Annotated in this window: 18 protein-coding genes and 1 pseudogene; all 19 read right to left on the reverse strand. The window is 45.8% G+C overall.

Annotation, left to right across the window (positions count from 1 at the left end; all coding sequences use genetic code 11):
• Position 1 precedes the first annotated feature (1 nt).
• The 19 genes and pseudogenes from cysD to LAT77_RS10545 all read right to left on the reverse strand — a co-directional run bounded on the left by cysD (position 2) and on the right by LAT77_RS10545 (position 18,729).
• The gene (cysD, locus tag LAT77_RS10455; RefSeq protein ID WP_290564509.1) at positions 2–913 is read right to left on the reverse strand and encodes a sulfate adenylyltransferase subunit CysD; all 912 of its coding nucleotides are present in this window, start codon (positions 911–913) and stop codon (positions 2–4) included.
• 131 nt (positions 914–1,044) lie between these two features.
• Entirely contained in the window at positions 1,045–1,899 is an 855-nt protein-coding gene (locus tag LAT77_RS10460; RefSeq protein WP_290564510.1) for a sulfotransferase, read from the reverse strand.
• Positions 1,900–1,902: 3 nt separating this feature from the next.
• Positions 1,903–2,919, reverse strand: coding sequence for a hypothetical protein (locus tag LAT77_RS10465; RefSeq protein ID WP_290564511.1), 1,017 nt, complete (start codon positions 2,917–2,919; stop codon positions 1,903–1,905).
• Between the two features lie 29 nt (positions 2,920–2,948).
• Positions 2,949–4,199 carry a hypothetical protein gene (locus LAT77_RS10470; RefSeq protein WP_290564512.1) on the reverse strand — a complete coding sequence of 417 codons (1,251 nt, stop codon included), beginning with the start codon at positions 4,197–4,199 and terminating at the stop codon, positions 2,949–2,951.
• A gap of 37 nt (positions 4,200–4,236) precedes the next feature.
• A complete protein-coding gene (locus tag LAT77_RS10475; RefSeq protein WP_290564513.1) occupies positions 4,237–5,265 on the reverse strand; it encodes a glycosyltransferase family 10 in 1,029 nt (342 codons plus the stop codon).
• Positions 5,266–5,267: 2 nt separating this feature from the next.
• A complete protein-coding gene (locus LAT77_RS10480; RefSeq protein ID WP_290564514.1) occupies positions 5,268–5,564 on the reverse strand; it encodes a hypothetical protein in 297 nt (98 codons plus the stop codon).
• Positions 5,565–5,584: 20 nt separating this feature from the next.
• Complete coding sequence (gene cpsG / locus LAT77_RS10485) at positions 5,585–6,955, reverse strand: phosphomannomutase CpsG (RefSeq protein ID WP_290564515.1); 1,371 nt, start codon at positions 6,953–6,955, stop codon at positions 5,585–5,587.
• 146 nt (positions 6,956–7,101) lie between these two features.
• Entirely contained in the window at positions 7,102–8,505 is a 1,404-nt protein-coding gene (locus tag LAT77_RS10490) for a mannose-1-phosphate guanylyltransferase/mannose-6-phosphate isomerase (protein ID WP_290564516.1), read from the reverse strand.
• Between the two features lie 96 nt (positions 8,506–8,601).
• The gene (locus LAT77_RS10495; protein ID WP_290564517.1) at positions 8,602–9,048 is read right to left on the reverse strand and encodes a GDP-mannose mannosyl hydrolase; all 447 of its coding nucleotides are present in this window, start codon (positions 9,046–9,048) and stop codon (positions 8,602–8,604) included.
• A gap of 39 nt (positions 9,049–9,087) precedes the next feature.
• Entirely contained in the window at positions 9,088–9,996 is a 909-nt protein-coding gene (locus tag LAT77_RS10500) for a hypothetical protein (protein ID WP_290564518.1), read from the reverse strand.
• A complete protein-coding gene (locus tag LAT77_RS10505; RefSeq protein WP_290564519.1) occupies positions 9,983–11,881 on the reverse strand; it encodes an AMP-binding protein in 1,899 nt (632 codons plus the stop codon). Before LAT77_RS10505 ends, LAT77_RS10500 begins: the two co-directional genes overlap by 14 nt.
• Before the next feature lie 35 nt (positions 11,882–11,916).
• On the reverse strand, positions 11,917–12,921 hold the full coding sequence (locus tag LAT77_RS10510) for a uroporphyrinogen decarboxylase family protein (protein ID WP_290564520.1): 1,005 nt from the start codon (positions 12,919–12,921) through the stop codon (positions 11,917–11,919).
• Positions 12,911–13,696, reverse strand: coding sequence for a hypothetical protein (locus LAT77_RS10515; RefSeq protein ID WP_290564521.1), 786 nt, complete (start codon positions 13,694–13,696; stop codon positions 12,911–12,913). Before LAT77_RS10515 ends, LAT77_RS10510 begins: the two co-directional genes overlap by 11 nt.
• A 10-nt stretch (positions 13,697–13,706) precedes the next feature.
• The gene (locus tag LAT77_RS10520; RefSeq protein WP_290564522.1) at positions 13,707–15,155 is read right to left on the reverse strand and encodes a hypothetical protein; all 1,449 of its coding nucleotides are present in this window, start codon (positions 15,153–15,155) and stop codon (positions 13,707–13,709) included.
• Positions 15,152–15,586, reverse strand: coding sequence for an NAD-dependent epimerase/dehydratase family protein (locus LAT77_RS10525; RefSeq protein ID WP_290564523.1), 435 nt, complete (start codon positions 15,584–15,586; stop codon positions 15,152–15,154). The genes LAT77_RS10520 and LAT77_RS10525 overlap by 4 nt, the downstream gene beginning before the upstream one ends.
• Before the next feature lie 107 nt (positions 15,587–15,693).
• A pseudogene (locus tag LAT77_RS10530) lies at positions 15,694–15,834 on the reverse strand (GDP-mannose 4,6-dehydratase); the annotation flags it as partial.
• Positions 15,835–15,860: 26 nt separating this feature from the next.
• A complete protein-coding gene (locus LAT77_RS10535) occupies positions 15,861–16,646 on the reverse strand; it encodes a hypothetical protein (RefSeq protein ID WP_290564524.1) in 786 nt (261 codons plus the stop codon).
• Positions 16,647–17,041: 395 nt separating this feature from the next.
• Complete coding sequence (locus tag LAT77_RS10540; RefSeq protein ID WP_290564525.1) at positions 17,042–17,989, reverse strand: hypothetical protein; 948 nt, start codon at positions 17,987–17,989, stop codon at positions 17,042–17,044.
• 32 nt (positions 17,990–18,021) lie between these two features.
• On the reverse strand, positions 18,022–18,729 hold the full coding sequence (locus LAT77_RS10545) for a hypothetical protein (protein ID WP_290564526.1): 708 nt from the start codon (positions 18,727–18,729) through the stop codon (positions 18,022–18,024).
• Positions 18,730–18,731: the final 2 nt, after the last annotated feature.

An 18,731-nucleotide genomic window follows, 5' to 3' on the forward strand; every position in this document is an offset into this window, starting at 1 on the left:
GTTAGAAATACCCTTCCATTTTCTTTTTCTCCATGGATCCAGCGCTATCGCGGTCAATCACCCGACCTTGGCGTTCAGATGTCTTGGTGAGTAACATTTCTTGAATAATTTCCGGCAAGGTCGCCGCCGAAGACTCCACCGCGCCCGTTAACGGGTAACAACCTAATGTGCGGAATCGCACCAATCGCATTTCCGGGGTCTCACCTGGCTCTAATGGCATGCGCTCATCGTCAACCATAATCAAGGTACCGTCACGCTCAACCACAGGACGCTCTTTCGCTAGGTACAGGTCAGGAATTTGGATATTTTCTAAATAGATGTACTGCCAAATATCGAGCTCGGTCCAGTTCGACAAAGGAAACACACGAATGCTCTCCCCCTTGTCAACTTTGCCGTTAAAAATGTTCCATAACTCAGGACGTTGATTCTTCGGGTCCCAACGATGATTTTTATCACGGAATGAATAAACCCGCTCTTTCGCCCGCGACTTTTCTTCGTCGCGGCGGGCGCCACCAAACGCGGCATCAAACTTATATTTATTCAATGCTTGCTTTAACGCTTGCGTCTTCATCACGTCGGTATGCTTCGCCGAACCATGGGTAAACGGGCCGATCCCCTGCTCAATGCCCTCTGGATTGATATATTCAATCAATTCAAAACCCATTTCTTTGGCCATACGATCACGAAACGCAATCATTTCGCGGAACTTCCAGGTGGTGTTCACATGCATCAATGGAAATGGAATTTTCCCCGGATAGAAGGCTTTGCGCGCGAGGTGCAACAGCACGGACGAATCTTTCCCTACAGAATACAACATCACAGGGTTTTCAAATTCAGCCGCCACTTCGCGGAAAATCTGAATCGACTCGTTCTCGAGCGCTTTCAAATGGGTCATACGATCATTAACGTCCATGGAATTACTCGTCGTTTAAGTTGAACGGGTTGAATTTTGTCAGCAAGAATAACAAAATCAGGGCACAGAAGCGACAAGGCATCTGCCTATTTTTAACCTGCTTAAAAAGCCGAATACAAACGTGCCGGTACTCACGTGAACTGAACAAATTGCGCACTGGGCCAGTGCTTGCGAATATAATCTTTACCAAAGTAAATCATTGCTGCACGAATGTCGTCGACAAAATACTGGGCGAAGTGTTCCCGCTCTGCCTCAGTTAACTCATAGTTAGACGACGACGCATTAGCACGGCTAGTAAAATCTGCCGGCACATAATCAATCTCTAAGTAGTCAGTGAGTTGGCGCAATGACTCTTCGCGAAAAAGATCTTCAAAAACCAGGACCAGCCTTTCCATCTTAAAGGCATCAAATAGCGTCGTCAGGGTCCGAATATAACTGGATTTCGCTTGCACTGAGTTTCGTTCAATTAAATCTTCCATCCGACGCATTTCGTCAACAGGTCGCAGCGGTTCGCTGCCACGCGATACATGCGCTGCGTGCGACTTTAAACGGCCAACCGGATCGCGCATGATATAAAGTGGCTTCAGGCGAAAACCGTAACGCTTCAGCAAACGCTTAATCGCTAATAAGTTGTCCACCGACAAACCACTATAACTCGGCGTAATATCGCCGACCACGCGCACCTGCTCCGCCGCAGCGAGACTTTGAAAGTAGGCACCATACAAATTCGGGTTTGACGCCATCGCCAAACGGGTCAGTGTCGCCCGCTGACGGCCCCCCTTCAGTTGCCCGGTGTCGGCGATTTCTGCAAGGGTGTTGAGTTCACCCTTCAGAGGCGAGACATCTGCATCGAGATACAAGGTATCAAAGACGTGAAACTCTTTAATAAAACCCATACTCGCCTGAGGGTGCTCGGCAAGGTAGTCATGGACCCACGTCGTGCCGCATTTCATGGCACCAAGGCCCAATAAAAAATTCTTTGTCATCTTTTACTGTCCCTTATTATCTGACGCTTCGACAAACGCGACAAAGTCAGACCAGCGATTTAATACCGCGAGATCATCAGCAAACGCTTGATCGAACGCAGACTTAAACCGCTCGTCGTTTAGCACAGCGAAAACGGCGGCATTGTCTATTTTCTTGCGCGCAATTTCCGGGCTTGTGTTTAGCAGAATCCCGATGTCTTGGCCAATATCCTGATTAAACCTGTCAATTTGTTCGCGGTAACGCCGTGTGGCCAATTTCGCCTCTGGCTTCGAATACTTTGCGGTCATTGCCCGTCCGATGGGCACATGTTTCGCCACTAATTGGTCCGCCAGTTGACGTCCTTTGCCCTCGTGTTCAATCGCTTTTAAAAAACGTTCGAAAGAAGCAACTAAGCTCGCCTCTTCTTGCGTCAATGATCGGTTGACTCGCGCAACCTGAACAAAGTCGTCGCAGTTAACACCGATAAATGCACAAAATGGGGCCAATACATTGTCTTGATGTTGATCATAACTGACAAGTTTATAGGTAAACCCAGAGTGCTTTAAATTGAAGCTCTCGGTAATAAACGAAATTCGCTTCGTTCGTTGCAGAAAGCTTAAAAAGTCGCCGGTGAAATTATGTCGTTTGACGCGTTGTAAATACCGAGAGTGCAGCCATGAAAAAGGATCCCGTACATACGCCAAAAACTCAATATCCAGCTGAAATGCTTGCACTAATGCACGCACTTTATCAATCGCGTCTGGTGTTAAACGAATCCGCTCACTCGAAATTAACGTGATCGTTGAGGGATCAGAAAACTTGTACAAACGATCAACCTCATCGAAAGTCCGCCTACCGCCTAAGTAATCGATCAACACTTGGCCGTTACCACTGGAAATCAAATGATCACCATCAATTGAGCGCAGCGGATAAATCCGATTGGTTTCCGCAAGTAGCCATCGGTTTTCATGCAACCATGCCTGCACAGCGGACGACCCTGTTTTCGCATAGCCGATGTGGATGAGTACTTTTTTCTTCATTGCCCCTCAGTAAACTCGCACAATCTTGATTACCCCGCGTGCAACCGCGCCAACCCACGTTGGTTCTTGTCTTGCAGCTTCGCTACATGCGGCTCTACTAATGCCATGTACTGGTCACCCGCGACGACTGGCTCGCCACGATACGATGCTGCTTGCCCCAAAACTAAGCTGTAGTTGACGTAAAGCTGACGGGCGTATTCTTCTTGATAAAGATAATGGCGTTGAAGAATTGACAACTCTTCTTGTTGCACAAGAATTTCATCAATAAGTTCATTCAAGTTCGCACGTGCGTCAATTGCAGCTTCCATACGGCGCAAAGGATTTGCATTTTCATCGTTAAAGAAGATCCGCTGAATGAATTCCACACGCGCTTGGTTAAACAAAATATAACCGCGCCACATCGGATCGGCGTGCGATAATTGCAGTGCTTTCGCGAATGAATCCTCCGCATGCGACAAATAACGTCGCAGCTTTTCCAGTTCACCACCATGCAAATTCTCGCGTATATCACTCCAACGTTGCAACGACACAACATCAGCTTTGTCTTCAATATCAATAATACGCATTGCGCACTTACGATAATACAGCCCCAAATAATTATGATATACCGTTGCACTTACCGGATTACGCAGCATGGTTGCGCGAATTTGTAACAGCCCTGTTTGCTCGAGTAGACTGCGACTTTCCACCGCCCGCTGATATTCGTACACGGAAGTAAATAGTTTGACCGCTTCACGGATTTGAATCGAATTGCCTTTACTAATGCTCTGTAGTTCATCCGCACGATCATTGATTCGCTTAATAATCCAACCAATATCTTTGGCATAACGGGTGTCTCGCGTTTGCCCTTTTAGATCGATAGCGGGGAACAACACCAAAACATCGATCATGCTTTGCAACGTATCGGCAAAATTAACTGCCGTGTTTGAATGCTCGCGTAGGTTTTTGGTCATGTGCCCAAGAATCGCTTCGCGCAGTGCCGCTTCCTCGGTTTGACGGTACATCGCAATCAATTCTGGAATGCAGGTTACATAGTGCTCATTATCGAGTATGTTACCGTCCATCTTTGTAATGGTGTTTACGCTATCAATTGAAATATAGGTTTGCAAAGCGACGAACAACGCAACCAGCGAAATCACCGCCGACAGCACTGCGATTGTGAACGCCGTCAAATCGACTTGCTTCTTCGTCGTATGTAGCCAAACTGCCGCCAAAGTACCAAGTATGAGTAAAAATAAAACGGTCGAGATATAAATCCATTGCTTGTTCGATATCTTCATTCATTATTCTTCTTATTGGATGCCAAGCTCAAATAAACTAAAGCTGATAGAGAACGTTAACCACTTCGCGCACAACGCGAGCGCGTTCTTCATGAAGTTGCCACGGCTGACTAAAAAGCAGCGCAAGTTGTTGCTGATTCTCCGTGTATTGCTCGGCAAACTCAGAATCTACTGCGAAGTTATCGATCGCCTCAGCTGCCTGCTCAAAAGAGTGACCAAACAGGTTAATACAAGCAGGGTTCGGTAATAAACGGAATAGGCTATGATCTTTGTCTGCTGAATAAATAGGGATCCCCTGCAGGGCAAACCCATCAAACAGTTTCTCGGACACATAATCGCGTTGATGCGTATTTTCTAGCGCATTAATCAGTTGCGCCTGCCCATCCAGCATTTGAATCTTATCAAGGTGCCAGTCCGGAAGCTTTTGGCGACGAACATCATCACGCCAACGAAACCCAGCAACAAGCCCTTCGCCCGAGTTGTCAAAAGTGAAAACCCGCTCAGCAAGCTGTGTTCGTAAAACAGAGTAGCTCCACATACTTAAATCAGGTCGGTCGACTAAATGTTTCTCTTCGAGTCGCCGCTCAACTAAATAGGCCTCGCGATAGCGACACCGCTGCCAATGAGCAAGCCAGTCTTTCGCCCTGAATGTTGCATTACGTTTGAAGAACCATGCATATCGCGCATAAAATTCATTATCCGTCGTAATGTAATATGGCAGGTTAACGAACGAATAAATGGAGCTGTTCGTGTGATTCACTCGCTGAAATACAACCGTAGAGTCGCCCTTGCTCACATCGCCATGACGATGTTCAAAAACGGGGTCCCAGCACACGTCCCAATAGGGTTCCTCAGAAAGCACCAAAAATCGAGGAGAATGTTCCAGTGCGGCTAATTCCCGCGCATTCCGACGAAAATCGGTAAAGGTGCCCGATGCAACCACATCTGCGTTTTTAATATCGTCTACAAACTCGACGTAGGGCGAGAATAAGCGCTGATAAACCGCATAGCTGAGTGGCGTCCGATGGCTATGTTTACCAAATAAATGAATCTTAATCTTTGCCACAACTACTTAACCTTTCTCTTAAGCCACACAGGCAACTCAGCTTCATCTATAAAAATTCTTAGACGTTCGCTAGAGACGTCCAGATCGAATGAAATTGCTTGATCAGCAAGTGCCGAGGCCACAATTTTCGCATCAATCAATTTCGCCAGCCTATCGCGCTCAACGCCAACGGCATACCACCAATCCCGCAGCCGCTGATCCAAGTAGGTACTATTTGGGTCATACTCAGTCGTCACTACCCAGTGTTGTATGCGTTGAAAGGCTTCATCGTTGACATCCAGCGTTTGTTTTTCTGCCATAAAACTCGGTATCCGTAAAACTAAGCACGTAACAAGGCAAGTATCTGTGTCGTTTTCTCGTGCATCAACGCCGTGTCGCCACGGCTTTCTACATTCAAGCGCACAACCGGTTCGGTATTGGAACTGCGCAAATTAAAGCGCCAATGCTGAAACTCAAGACTAATGCCATCAGTGCGATCGACCAGCAACGCCTCGCCTTCGAACTCTTCTAATACCCGCTGAATCGCGGCAGGAGCATCTTCAAGTTTGCTGTTAATCTCACCCGACGACGGATACGCAGCCATTCGCTGCTCGACAAGCTGCTTCAGGGGCTGCCCTTTTACAGCAACCAATTCGGCAACTAACAGCCACGGAATCATGCCGCTATCACAGTACGCAAAATCCCGAAAATAATGATGCGCACTCATTTCACCACCGTACACGGCGTCTTCTTTGCGCATGCGCTCTTTAATAAAGGCATGGCCGGTTTTCGACATAATAGGTACACCGCCTGCTTGCTCAACTAAGTCGATGGTATTCCAAGTTAAGCGCGGGTCGTGAATAATCTTGGCGCCAGCATTCTTCTGCAAAAATGCCTCAGCAAGTAAGCCAACAATGTAATACCCTTCGATAAAGCCGCCTTCATGATCAAACAGGAAGCAGCGATCGAAGTCGCCGTCGAAGGCAATACCCATGTCTGCGTTATGCTTTCGCACAGCATCAATGGTGTCTTGGCGGTTTTCAGGTAACAATGGATTGGGAATACCGTTTGGAAAATTACCGTCCGGCTCGTTATGAATCTTAATCAATTCAATCGGTACATGAAGCGCCTGAAAACGCGCTTCAATGGCATCTACCACATGACCGGCTGCGCCGTTGCCACTGTTGATGACAAGTTTCATTGGCTGCTCGAAGTTGTTTAAATCAACGTAACCCAATAAATGCTCAATGTACTCATCCAGAACCGAAACTTCTGTGTAACTTCCGCGCTTTGCAACGGCTTGGCCAAAATTATTCTCTTCCGCTAACCGCTGTACGTCGCGCAATCCGGTATCACCACTAATCGGACGCGCACCCTCGCGAACAAGTTTCATACCGTTATAATCCATCGGATTATGGCTTGCAGTGACTTCGATACCACCACAGACACCCAAATGGAAAGTCGCAAAATAGATTTCTTCTGTACCCGATAAGCCGATATCTAACACGTCTACGCCAGCATCGCGTAATCCGTTAGCAAGTGCCAACTTCAGCGTTTCCGAAGTCAAACGAACATCGCCGCCGACCACGATCGTTTGTGGCTTTAAATACTCACCGTAGGCGCGGCCAATCCGGTAAGCAATGTCTTCATTCAATTCAGTGCCGAGTTGGCCACGAATGTCATAGGCTTTGAAACAGGTAAGCTTTTCCATGAGTAATTCCAATTGTCCTAATTTTTTATCTGCGCTATGCGCACACTAAGCTTGCCCGTGCGCTGAGGTTGTTGAATGCGAAATGAAACCCGCGCCTTGCAGCGCGGGTGATTAATGTTCAATATTCTCAAACTAACACCTCAAGACTAAACTCGTCCGTAACGATCCTCGAACCGAACAATATCATCTTCACCTAGATAAGGGCCGACTTGAACTTCAATCAATTCCAGAGGAATTTTGCCAGGATTCTCCAGTGAATGAACAGCTCCAATTGGAATGTAAACCGACTCATTCTCGGTCACAAGGTTCGTTTCATCGTCAATCGTGATATTCGCACTACCCGACACCACCACCCAGTGTTCAGCACGGTGATGGTGCATTTGAATGGACAGCTTCTCACCCGGTTTCACGGTAATTCGCTTCACTTGATAACGATCGCCAGCGTCTACAGAGTCATATTTACCCCAAGGGCGATAAACTTCTCGGTGCAGTTTATATTCAGAGCGGTCAGCCGCTTTTAGCTCTTCTACTATTCTTTTCACATCTTGTACTTGGTCTTTCTTGGTCACCAACACTGCATCTTTCGTTTGTACCACCACGACGTCGTCCACACCGACGGTGGCAACCAATCCAGTTTCCGCAAATACATAGTTATTGTGGCTATTGTGCGCCATGACATCGCCATGGTGTACATTGCCCTGGGTGTCCTTGTCGGAAACATCCCACAAAGAACTCCAAGATCCCACGTCGCTCCATCCCGCATCAAGCGGAACGACAACAGCTTCTTTGGTTTTCTCCATTACCGCATAGTCAATCGAGTCTTCAGGACAGGCCATAAATGCGTCTTTATCGACTCGCACAAAGTCTAAATCTGCACTCGTGTCGCCGATGGCTTTTTCACAGGCGGCATAAATGTCAGGACGGTGCGCTTTCAACTCTTCTAAATACCGGGAGGCTCGGAACATAAACATGCCACTGTTCCAGTAGAAGTCGCCACTATTTACATATTCTTCAGCCGTTGCTAAGTCGGGCTTTTCCACAAAGCGAGCAACTTGGAAGGCCTCAGACTCACTTGCACCGCGCTCAATATAGCCATATCCGGTCTCAGGGCCAGTCGGCACAATACCGAATGTAACTAACTTTCCAGATTGCGCATGCGACATAGCTTGTCGCACCGCGACTTGGAACGCTTGTTGATTTTTTATAACGTGGTCCGCAGCGAGTACAAGAAGTAAAGGGTCATTACCTTGTCGGGTCGCGCATAACGCCGCTAACGCTATGGCTGGTGCAGTATTTCGACCGGCTGGTTCTAAAATAATATTGTTGTTTAACTGCTTGATTTGACGTAACTGCTCCGCAGCAAGAAAACGATGCTCTTCGTTACAAATGACCATGGGCGCATCAACTTCCATGCCCTGAAGACGTGTAACCGTCTCTTGTAGCATAGTGCCGCCGCCATTGAGCTTCAAAAATTGCTTAGGATAAGCAGCACGAGAAAGTGGCCACAATCGGCTTCCGCTGCCTCCGGCCATAATTACTGGAAGAATCATTTTCATTATTCCTTTTTCCGGGAAGTGATCACAAGATTTCTACATTATCCCCGTATTTCAATAAATCTCAAGGTGCGGAGGACGTTGGTACTTAGCTCACAAAAAATACGCCTTGGTATGCTGGTGCACCTTCTCGCTGCTAAGCAGCTCATCCACCGTAAACCAACGATAGCCGCTATGTTGTTCATCCGGTAAATTCGTGAGCTCGCGGACCAGTAATCGATAAGCGATAGCAACATAATGGGTCGAAGGTGAACCCCCAAAAACACTGTCAGTGTAGAAGTGATCAAAAGGCCCCTGCAATTCAGCTTGTGAAATAGAAAATTCCTGACCAAGCTCCGCTAAGGTTAACCGTTGGAACGCGTCAGCTAATGACTCATTTTTGAAGATACGCCCACCAGGCACAAACCAATAACCTTGAGCTGGCCGGTTCTTGCGCTCACCGAGCAAAACCTTTCCGTCAATATTTTGCACAACCAGATCAATTGAGACTAATGGTGTGCTGTCAAGAACGGTTGTAAACACTTTTTCTTTTAAAAACATAGCTCGATTACTTTCCCTTCCAAGTGGCCTTGCACAGAATTACTGAGTAACTAAATTACGAACTGCATGACCCCATTGTCCCGAAAATACCATGGGCGGAACAATATTATGTGCGTCTTGACCTTTCATCGCGATAAGCTTTACATGGTCTAAACCAGCCAAGTTCTCGGCGTGCAGTCGGTCTTTGTCATTTTCAGCACCGAAGTACAAGGATAAACTCGGGTGACAGGCGCTCTGCATCCATTCCAAGCGTAGGTCTCGCGCATGATCAGGGAGTTCCATAACGAGTGGCAAGAATTCTTGGTTTATTCCGTGCTCGATCAAAAAATCGGCCGTTAAATTAGTCGGTGCTGAAAATACGAGAGCGCCTTTTGCCCCCAAAGCAAGCGCTGCCCGAATAGCAGAATAACCTCCAGCTGACGAGCCACAACAATAGACCTCACTCACACCCACTGATTCAAAGAGACTCTTTAAATACTCAATGGTTTCTTCGAAACTACCACCCACCGACTGAAGTCCATGAAAATAGAAACGCTTACTGTAATCGAAAAGGTATATCACTGTGATATTGAGACTACCAAACCACTGATGTGCAACTATTAATGGAATACCTACTCGAAATGCATTTCCGCAGAAGACGAGAAGCACCTTTTTGCTCGTCGGGTGTTTATGAACAACGACATCTCGGCCAGCGATTGGCTGAAATGGAATCAATGGTTTAAAAATTGCCGCGTGATGAATAAGATCTGATAACAATGAATTAGAGGCTGGACTCGAAAACTTTTCCTTCATCTTCATTACTGCCAAGGCACATATTGGGAACGGGCTCTGGTCGACAAGTTTGTTTAAACAGGCATTCCAGCTCCCCTTGCTTGCCAACGACCATTCTGGCTCGCTGCCTTTCTCTAGCGCGTCTTGAAGATGTTCTGCAAGATCAGCAAGATTCATCGCATTTTTCATTTTTTAGTGTTTCAATAAAATTCGTTAACGCTTCAACCGACTTAAAGTTCTTCACAAATGCCTCAGCGTCAATTGTCACTGCAAATTCATGCTCTAGCGCCAGTACCATTCGCATAATATCCAGCGAATCCGCATGTAGACTATTCAAATCATCATGTCGAGAAACTGCGCCACCGGCCATTACTTCGTGAACAACCCTGCGGGTGCGACCTAGCATGGTGCTATCATAACTCGCTTGTGCGGTTGATTGTGTTTGGTAGACAGAATCTAAAGCGCTCAATTTTTGGCGGTCAATTTTGAAGTTTCCCAAAAGCGGTAATTGCGGCAATCTATAAAAGCGCGCTGGCATCTGCGCCAAGGTCAAGTGCTCGGTAAGATACTGCCTGAGATCAAACTCAGTAAGATGTTCTGATTGCGCAGACCAATAAAGTACCAACCCAATTGCTTGGCCACTATCATCTTTTCGGACAATAATTGCCGCTTCGCCAACGCCTCTAAGACTTTTCGCTTTTCGCTCGATCTCTCCCGGATGAACAAGGTAACCCCGTAATTTCACCTGCGAATCTTTCCGCCCATAAAACTCAAGTAGCCCATCTCGTCTCTCGCGGGCTAGGTCACCAGTGAGAAATCTTCGAGCTCCCAGAATCAAACTGCTCTTTTGAAAAAAACGTTCTGAGAGCGCTTCATTTCGCCAGTATCCAAGCGCCATAAAAGCACTCGTGACCTCAATTTCACCAACCTCTCCTGCGGCAACTTCATTGCCATTATCATCTAGCAATCGAACAAACCGATCTGGAATCGCGCGACCAACGGGCAAAACCTCGTACGTTAGTGGTGTATCCGCAGCGATAAACCAATGACGATAAAGTGTTGAGTTTTCAGTCGATCCAATACCGGTATACAGATAGGCGTGAGTAGGGAAATTCAATTGAAACGACTGCGCATCTTCAATGTCCAAACGATCGCCAGCGAGATAGGCAAGCCGAACGCTTCGTAATTGAGCTTTCGCATCTGTGTCTTGCATTAGCTGCCGAAAGAGCACTGGAACTGCATGCAGTATCGACAGTTTCTGATCTGCGATAACCCGAAGCACTCCTGAAACCCCAAGCTCTTTCGCCGACAAAAGCCACACCGACGCCCCCGTCAGTAAAGCGCCGAATAGATCACGTATTGAGCCAATCACGCTCCCTGAATACAACATGGTCAGCCGATCAGTGGCATTAATATGGGCGGCATTCACATACTGCATCACGTCATGCAATAAACCACGTTGATTCTGATACACTCCTTTCGGGGCTCCAGTACTACCCGAAGTATACAGGATATAAGCGATATCTTTGGCATTACCACGAACTGTCTTTTCACACTGTGGTTCACTAGGTGCCTCACTGTGATCACACGTGTCGAGTACAATGACTTGGCAATTATGTGGTGCAATATCTCGACATATCTCCGCATACTGCGCTTGAGTCACAATAGCCTGAGCGGCGCTATTTTCTAAAATTGCGCGATTCCGACTCAGCGGGAATAGCGTGTCCAGTGGAACATAGGGCACGCCTAATGCTAAACAGGCAAGAATAGTGACGGTCAACTCAACTTGATGTGGCAGATATATTGCAATTGGAGCATTTCCATCAGCAGAGCTCGCCAATGAAACATCATGCAAGTATTGCGCTAAACCCAGACTTTCTTGCTGCAGTTCACCGTACGTCAGCCTTGTCTGCAAATCTGCTACCGCAAGATTATCCGCATACCGCGCAGCACTTGCAATAAAGGCTCGATAGACTCCTTGCTCGAGTATCGACGGCAGTATCGCTTCAAATTCAACATCTGCCGGTCCACCATAGTCGATAGGCTGCAGTGGCTTATGCATAACTCTCTCTATTTATAATGTGAATAGCCGTAAATTCAGATTTTTACACGCGCTCCATGCACTAACGCCTCAATATTCTTGACTGGAACTGCAAGCGGTAAAGCGCAGCCGGGAGTTGCAATAAACGATTTGTGCGCCAGCAACGCTCTACGTGCAATAACAGCCTGCTGAATCGTTTGCCGACTCCCGTTAACGAACAAGCTATTACTCGGAAGAGTGCCAGCTAGGGCGGCGAAGGTGTCTATGCGCTGAGTGACATCTTGATGGTTTAACTCATCACAATGAAGCACAACTGGAACGCTGGCAAACAACTGCCAGTATGTCTTTGAGCCGTGCAGGTGCAACATACTTAGTGGTAGCTTGGCTATAGCATCAAGACACATTAAGTCACCGGTTAATGCCCATCGGCGATAAAAATCCTCAGGAACAAGCTCCGCACTTGCGTGCTGAGTAACAAAGAAAATTCCATCGACACCTAGGTTCACAATCTCAGAAATTAGACGAAGGGTATTACTCAACAGTACTTCTAGTCCTTGCTCCAATAACTGTGGACTTTCTTCAGCTGTACGCATAACCAGCGCCAAACCACCTTGCTGCACTGCCTGAAAAAATGGATTAAACACAGTTACGAGCAACGGGACGTGTTGAGGGAGGTCAGCTTTTAGTAGACGAGCGGCATTGAGAATTCGGCCAGAAAACCCCTGCCAAGGATTACAGACTGAGATATCTTCCCACTGACTTATCTTCGTAACATTGTGACTAACAATTTCTCGTCGCCCTAGAAAGTCATGATTTCTACAATCTTCTAACCCTTGGTCGATCGACTGCCACGTCGACGCCGGAGTAAGTTTTACAAAATCAAAATCATACCGAGCGAAGTCTGCAAGCGTTGCCGCAGCGAAAGCTTCCGCATTTTGATCAATTTTAGGCTTGTGCTGCCAAGCCGAGACGGGACTCGTTTCTGTTTTGTCCCCATTAAGGCAGCTAAGGAGCAACTCGCGGTAGCGCATAAGACCTATTCCAAGTAAATCAGCAGACATAGTTGAAATACCGACTTAACTCTCTGTCTAATTTATGATCCAAAATTTGCCAGCCTAATTGACTGACTTCAATTCGCCACATTTCAGATTGATAGTAATTACGATACCAATTAACATCTTTGCGCCCTTCCTTGGTTGACTGTGTAAGTTCAATAAAATTTTCCGTACTTAATTGCAGATCTCGACAAGCACCAGAAATAGCCGACTTTTGTGACCAAGCGAAGTCTTCGAATTTGATAATACGCACTTGCCCTGTATCGGAGTAACACTCATAGAATCTTTTATAAGACTCTAACTTTAGGTTCCAGAGATCAATCGGCGTTGTTATTATTTTATTCAGACGGTCGCGCGCAACCGTTGGCCAACACTGAGTCAAGAAATCTTCAAATTTATCTTCGAGCGGATAAATTGCATGGTAAGGCTTACGAAATAAACTCAGTAACCAAGACATCGGATGCCGAACCATAAGAATGATGTAAACATCGTGTGGCAAGCTTTCATCATTATCGAAATTAAGTGCCGAATGTTTCCATGCGTTTAACAACCCCGTGTCAGCGAAGACTGCATCAATATGTGCTTCTTTCTCTGGTATTGACAATCGCGGATCTGGCAATCCACGCCTTAACTTATCAAATTGCTGGATAGTTTTATGGGATTCTGGGGCAATGTCTAAAACCGTTGCGGGTAAAAGCTCAATTTGAGGGTAGTTCTTTGCGAATACTGAGCGCATGGCATTTGTTGATGTATTTCTCTCACCGAATATTTTTAATCTCACGTCTTGGAGCCTACTCAACAGTATATCCAAATTGTCTCGCCATCATCAGTAGGCGAACTCTCGTATCTGTTGCTAAAGTTTGTACCCAATCTTCGGGCAGATCTGGATTCTCATGAGCAACACCGAGATAGGGCTTACCTTTTCCAGATTTTTTATCACTAATTGTGAATTCGCGAACCTCACCGAAAACCCTCATTCCATTAAGATCTTCAACAGCGTGCTCAATTCGCACAATCCCGGAAATGGTGTTTCTCAAAGCTAATTCATACCAGTGAATATAAGCTCTAGCCGCCCGCTCAATTTCGCAAGAAAACGAATCGAGGTTGATTCCGAGCACCTCGAGTATACGGTCACGACGATACCCATAGGAAAGCGGCGCTTGCTGATTTTCAGTAATAAGAGAGGGGACAGCCCGCATCGGATTACGAACGTATAGAAAATACTTCTTGGGGTAAAGAAAAAAGCTATTCGACGCCAGCAAGTCAGCTATGTAAGGGTGACTTTCACTATAAACAGCATATTGCCATGCACAAATCCCTGCGTTACCCAATTTCTCATGACCTACATCTACACCGTTCTCAATAAGCAGTTCACTTAAATAGTGGCTACCACAACGAGGCGATCCTATAAAAGCAAATTCAGTTTCCCGTGCCTTCTTGCGATGCGTTTTCAAGCTCAAAGCCGCTTGCTTGTACTCCAATGACTCAGCACCATAAACTTTCAGCGCATAATCTACATTTTTTCGCTTCGGGTGAATACCTGACATCAGTTCGCCCGTAGCCCATGAACGATCGTGAACAATTTGCGGCGTTAGCGAAAAACAAGAGCCGGCATCTGCCAAATCACTGTGCAGAATAACATCAGCTGTATGATTAATGTGTTCCAACCTAGTCGTTGCGATATGAGCCATTTTCCGATTCACGACGAAGGCATAGTTCGACATACGAACTTCATTATCAAGCCGAACATCTGGCAAATCGCCCATATTACTGAAATAACCCGGTACTTTCGGAGATCCAAGTCGAAGCAAAAATGGTCGTTCAGGGTCTTCCAGTGCATTCTGCAAAAGTGATTGAACAGCTTGATGAGAAAAAACGTCGCTTGCGTAATCAGCTATGACAATGTCATCTTCACAAACGAACATAAGTTCGTGAGGGCCATTCGCAACTTGCCGAAGCAACGCTTGAAAGCTCAAAACAACAGCAACCTGTTGAGGTATCAGAATATTGTTGCAGTCTTTCCCACAATCACCTTGACCACAACGAAAACAACCGGGAAATGGTATGACTCGGCTGTTTTCGAACGCTTGTCTAACCTTGACACTATGTGCATCAACACCAGGAAAGAATTGATAGTGTTTAAACTGGTGCCTCACAAACTCCTTCTTAACTAGCTTTTGACGCTCTCTAGCATTTGGCAGTGTTAGACACAACACCGGAATATCCGTTAACGCAATCACCCCCGAACCCCATCCTGATTCGCCAAGAACCACGTATAAGAATTGCGTAGACCATCTTCAAGTTCAATCGAATACTGCCCCCCAAGAGCCTTCAGTCGGTCAACGTTCATGAGCTTACGCGGCGCACCGTCAGGTTTTGAGGTGTCCCAAACTATTTCACCTTCAAAGCCAACCACTTTAGCGACAGTTCCGGTCAGTTCTTTAATGGTGCAATCGACACCAGTGCCGACGTTAATATGGCTCAGCATCGGCTGGGTTTGGTCAAACTTCTCAGCGGTAAAGAAATCATCCACCGCTTGTTGGTTCGTTAAGTCAAGATCAGCGCGTGAGCGGGTGACAATGTCGAAACCGCCGCGTGCTTCTAACTGTTTAACAACCGCAGAGCCGACCATTCCACGATGGCCGGCGACAAATACTTTTTGAGTCTGCATTCGATTACCTGTTAACCTTCAACCGAAACCGGCACATCGTAATCGTGCTCTTTGAGCAAAGCATGGCGCTTGGCAACTTTTAGATCTTCAGTCACCATTTCGCCGCACATTTCTTGCACCAAGCCATACAGCTCAGATGTCGAAGCTTGATAGAACTTAGTGTTCTTCTCGAGGCCTAAAATACGAATGGCCTCTAAAATACGCGACGTGTCCTGGCCGGTTACACCGGTAATTAATGCTTCTTTCATTTTAATTCTTCCTAGATTCAACTTTTCTAGCCATAGTATTGCGTTATGAGAGGTTGATTAACTCTTATAAACTCTCGAAGTTCAGCAATTTGCTCTGGAGATAAGAATCTTTTGTAATCTCTAGGCCAAGCGGACCTAATGTGATTATTTTTCAGTTTATATTGTACATAGTCAAATATTCGTTCATCAAAGAACTGCTCTTCATTATCCACTTTCGCCTTATATTGAGGTCTTAACGAGTGGATCACTTTCTCGAAATCCCCCCCCTGACATAGCCCCTTGGAAACCTCCGATGCCCAAAAGGTGAAATCATCCATCATATCCTCATATCTGACAACTTTCCTATTCACACGATCATCTCTTGGCTCTAAAAAGGACCATTTTTCTAATATGGACGCGCCGCCAAACTGAGCTTCACCTTTAAGCTCCATCAATGCATATTGAAACATGCTAATGTTTCCAGATCTTATATTTTCTCGCTGAGCTTTTTGCTCATCCGTCCAATTAGAGTCTGAATGAGTATAGCCATGTGAAAAAAATTGGGAAACACAGATATCGAGCGGGTCCCGTATTTGAGCAACATCAAAAATTTCAGTGACAAATGAGTTATCTATTATATGCTTGTTTAACAAATAACTACGCAAAGGACCGACAACAGAGTCTACTTTAGCATGATTCGCATCATTTACTCCTTTCCCTTCACCATTAGCTGAATACAGTGGCATTTCGAATTTCTCAGCTAAATTCACCGCTATTTTATAAGAAAACATAGATGCAGTTTTGTGTGGAAAGCTAAACGAAAAAATTCGCATACTTCATTTCCTCTCCATTACGTGTAGTGATTAAGTATAACTGTCCACCGGTTTTTTAGTTAATCCAGTACTTTTCCTCTGCCTGGTTCGGACCCATACCACTGTTATGCAGATGCGGCCGAAGCTGGCAGTAATACCCGATTAAATATTTCACGATATGATGCTACGCTTGCAAGTACGAGCGATGGCTATATGTTGCTATCTGCTGAGCTGTAGCCATCTTTGCTATGTGCGTGCATCAGCCGAGCTCTCCCTTTCTCAAAAGAGTGTATACGTCACTGGAAGCACACATTGACTTCGGTGATGCGTGTAGGTGGATCAGTTTTCACCTGTTGTTGACACCGCTATGTAAAGCACCGTTTAAGGACCTCTAAACGATTACCCACGCCCAAATACTAGCGCATTCGGTGGAAGTTAGGATCTCGATACAGTGCTTGAATATGCTCTATGAATGTCTCGGATGACGTGATACCGAAAAGTGGATGAAAATCTGTATCATGAGGGATCAATCGTGCGGTAGGGAGGTCAGCTAAGTGACCAGCATGTAATATGTCAACAGGATGCTGTGCCGGGTAGTGCAAATGCATTGCACCACGGAAGTTGTGTAGCATGGGTCTTACGTCTAAAGGCCTGTCTACAATGCGTGACTGTAATCGCTGCTTCAACTCAACCACACGATATTCCTCATTAGGGAAGTGAGTTCCAGCTGAATATGTTAAAGCATTGCAAGCCTTTGTATTTGCCGCAAACTGCAGTGCAGGAAAACCCGACGCTGAATTCCCAACAAAAAAAGCACAGTCGTAAGGGGACAGCTGCATATCAATCCATTTTAAGCCGTCACCGAGTCTCCCATAGAATTCGCCAAATCCCTGTTGAAAGATCAAATTTTGACGGTCACCCATCAAAAGAAGCGACATACCAAGTTCTCGCAATGCTCGCCAAAGAAAAAACTCACCCCACTGTGTGCTACGCTTCGCACCGTTAGACCGGGTTAGCATGATCGCCAGACCCTTGGTGCCGTTTCGAAATAGGCGTGCGCCATCGTGTGGCTGCAGTACTTCACCAGACCGAGCGAAAAGGCGAAGTTCAGCCATATCGGTTTTTTCATTCCGCTGTCTAAAATTACCTTCAAATACCATCTCATCAGGTAAGTGAGCAGTAAAACGCTCGCACTCTCGGAAGAAAGCAGAAAGGCCAGAAGGAATATGCTGTCTCCATAAAGTCTCAATCAATGAAGTTAAACGTGAAAAAGCAACTGAGCCATCGCGCTTATACAACTTCAACAATTTATTGACGTAAGCTTCTATTTCTTTTGCAGCTGCATGATGTTCAAGTGACGGCATGACATATTCCCGTATTTGTCGGCATTAACCAGTTAAAAAGTGTATCCGTGCATCTTAATTTCACTTGAAAATGCGGCTTCTATAATTTGCCTATGGGTGTCAGAAAAAACCTCCTGATAAGGTCTCCTGTCAGTACGGTACTCGGACTTGGCATTAACTCCTAGTGAGCCATAAAAAGGAATCCCTAATTCTGAAAACACATCACTTAACTCACTCTGTAGAGACTCGTATTGAACAACCTTATCTACCAGTAAATTTCCATGAGTATCCGTATACTTTGGAAAGTCAGTGCAGAACTTACCGCGTAACATATAATCGTTAAACGAAAGGTTTCCTCCAGAACGATAATTTAGCATATGATAATGCGACAACGTTTTGTCCCAAGGATTTCTCTCTACGCAAAACTTAAAATATGAATTCCATATATCTTCAGGAACTCTGTTCCTCACAACTGACGCACGAATATGGTTGTAAAACTTGTCTCTACCTAAAATTGCCCGTGCGGTCGCATACAAATTTCTAACTGAACGACTCACGCTCTGGTCTTTTGTATTAAGAAGCTCAGGAAGTGGATTCCAAAGCCCTTTATAATTTCGTGCTCGATGAGGCTTGACGTGCGGTATAATCGGCGTAAATATATCATTATCTCCGCAACAACCAGATAGAAAAACCTCTATACTTGTGCCAGCGGTTTTAACTGTTTTAATAAAAATAAATTTATATTTATGAGAAATAATCATAC

It is taken from the genome of Aliidiomarina sp., assembly GCF_022565475.1.
Taxonomy (GTDB): Bacteria; Pseudomonadota; Gammaproteobacteria; order Enterobacterales; family Alteromonadaceae; genus Aliidiomarina.

What these genes read in the sequence shown, in the direction of transcription:
- cpsG (WP_290564515.1), bottom strand. Translation starts at nt 6,955, where the DNA reads ATGGAAAAGCTTACCTGTTTCAAAGCCTATGACATTCGTGGCCAACTC.
- LAT77_RS10505 (WP_290564519.1), bottom strand. Translation starts at nt 11,881, where the DNA reads ATGCATAAGCCACTGCAGCCTATCGACTATGGTGGACCGGCAGATGTT.
- LAT77_RS10500 (WP_290564518.1), bottom strand. Translation starts at nt 9,996, where the DNA reads ATGAATCTTGCTGATCTTGCAGAACATCTTCAAGACGCGCTAGAGAAA.
- cysD (WP_290564509.1), bottom strand. Translation starts at nt 913, where the DNA reads ATGGACGTTAATGATCGTATGACCCATTTGAAAGCGCTCGAGAACGAG.
- LAT77_RS10535 (WP_290564524.1), bottom strand. Translation starts at nt 16,646, where the DNA reads ATGCGAATTTTTTCGTTTAGCTTTCCACACAAAACTGCATCTATGTTT.
- LAT77_RS10490 (WP_290564516.1), bottom strand. Translation starts at nt 8,505, where the DNA reads ATGATTCTTCCAGTAATTATGGCCGGAGGCAGCGGAAGCCGATTGTGG.
- LAT77_RS10480 (WP_290564514.1), bottom strand. Translation starts at nt 5,564, where the DNA reads ATGGCAGAAAAACAAACGCTGGATGTCAACGATGAAGCCTTTCAACGC.
- LAT77_RS10460 (WP_290564510.1), bottom strand. Translation starts at nt 1,899, where the DNA reads ATGACAAAGAATTTTTTATTGGGCCTTGGTGCCATGAAATGCGGCACG.
- LAT77_RS10510 (WP_290564520.1), bottom strand. Translation starts at nt 12,921, where the DNA reads ATGTCTGCTGATTTACTTGGAATAGGTCTTATGCGCTACCGCGAGTTG.
- LAT77_RS10540 (WP_290564525.1), bottom strand. Translation starts at nt 17,989, where the DNA reads ATGCCGTCACTTGAACATCATGCAGCTGCAAAAGAAATAGAAGCTTAC.
- LAT77_RS10465 (WP_290564511.1), bottom strand. Translation starts at nt 2,919, where the DNA reads ATGAAGAAAAAAGTACTCATCCACATCGGCTATGCGAAAACAGGGTCG.
- LAT77_RS10470 (WP_290564512.1), bottom strand. Translation starts at nt 4,199, where the DNA reads ATGAAGATATCGAACAAGCAATGGATTTATATCTCGACCGTTTTATTT.
- LAT77_RS10545 (WP_290564526.1), bottom strand. Translation starts at nt 18,729, where the DNA reads ATGATTATTTCTCATAAATATAAATTTATTTTTATTAAAACAGTTAAA.
- LAT77_RS10495 (WP_290564517.1), bottom strand. Translation starts at nt 9,048, where the DNA reads ATGTTTTTAAAAGAAAAAGTGTTTACAACCGTTCTTGACAGCACACCA.
- LAT77_RS10525 (WP_290564523.1), bottom strand. Translation starts at nt 15,586, where the DNA reads ATGCAGACTCAAAAAGTATTTGTCGCCGGCCATCGTGGAATGGTCGGC.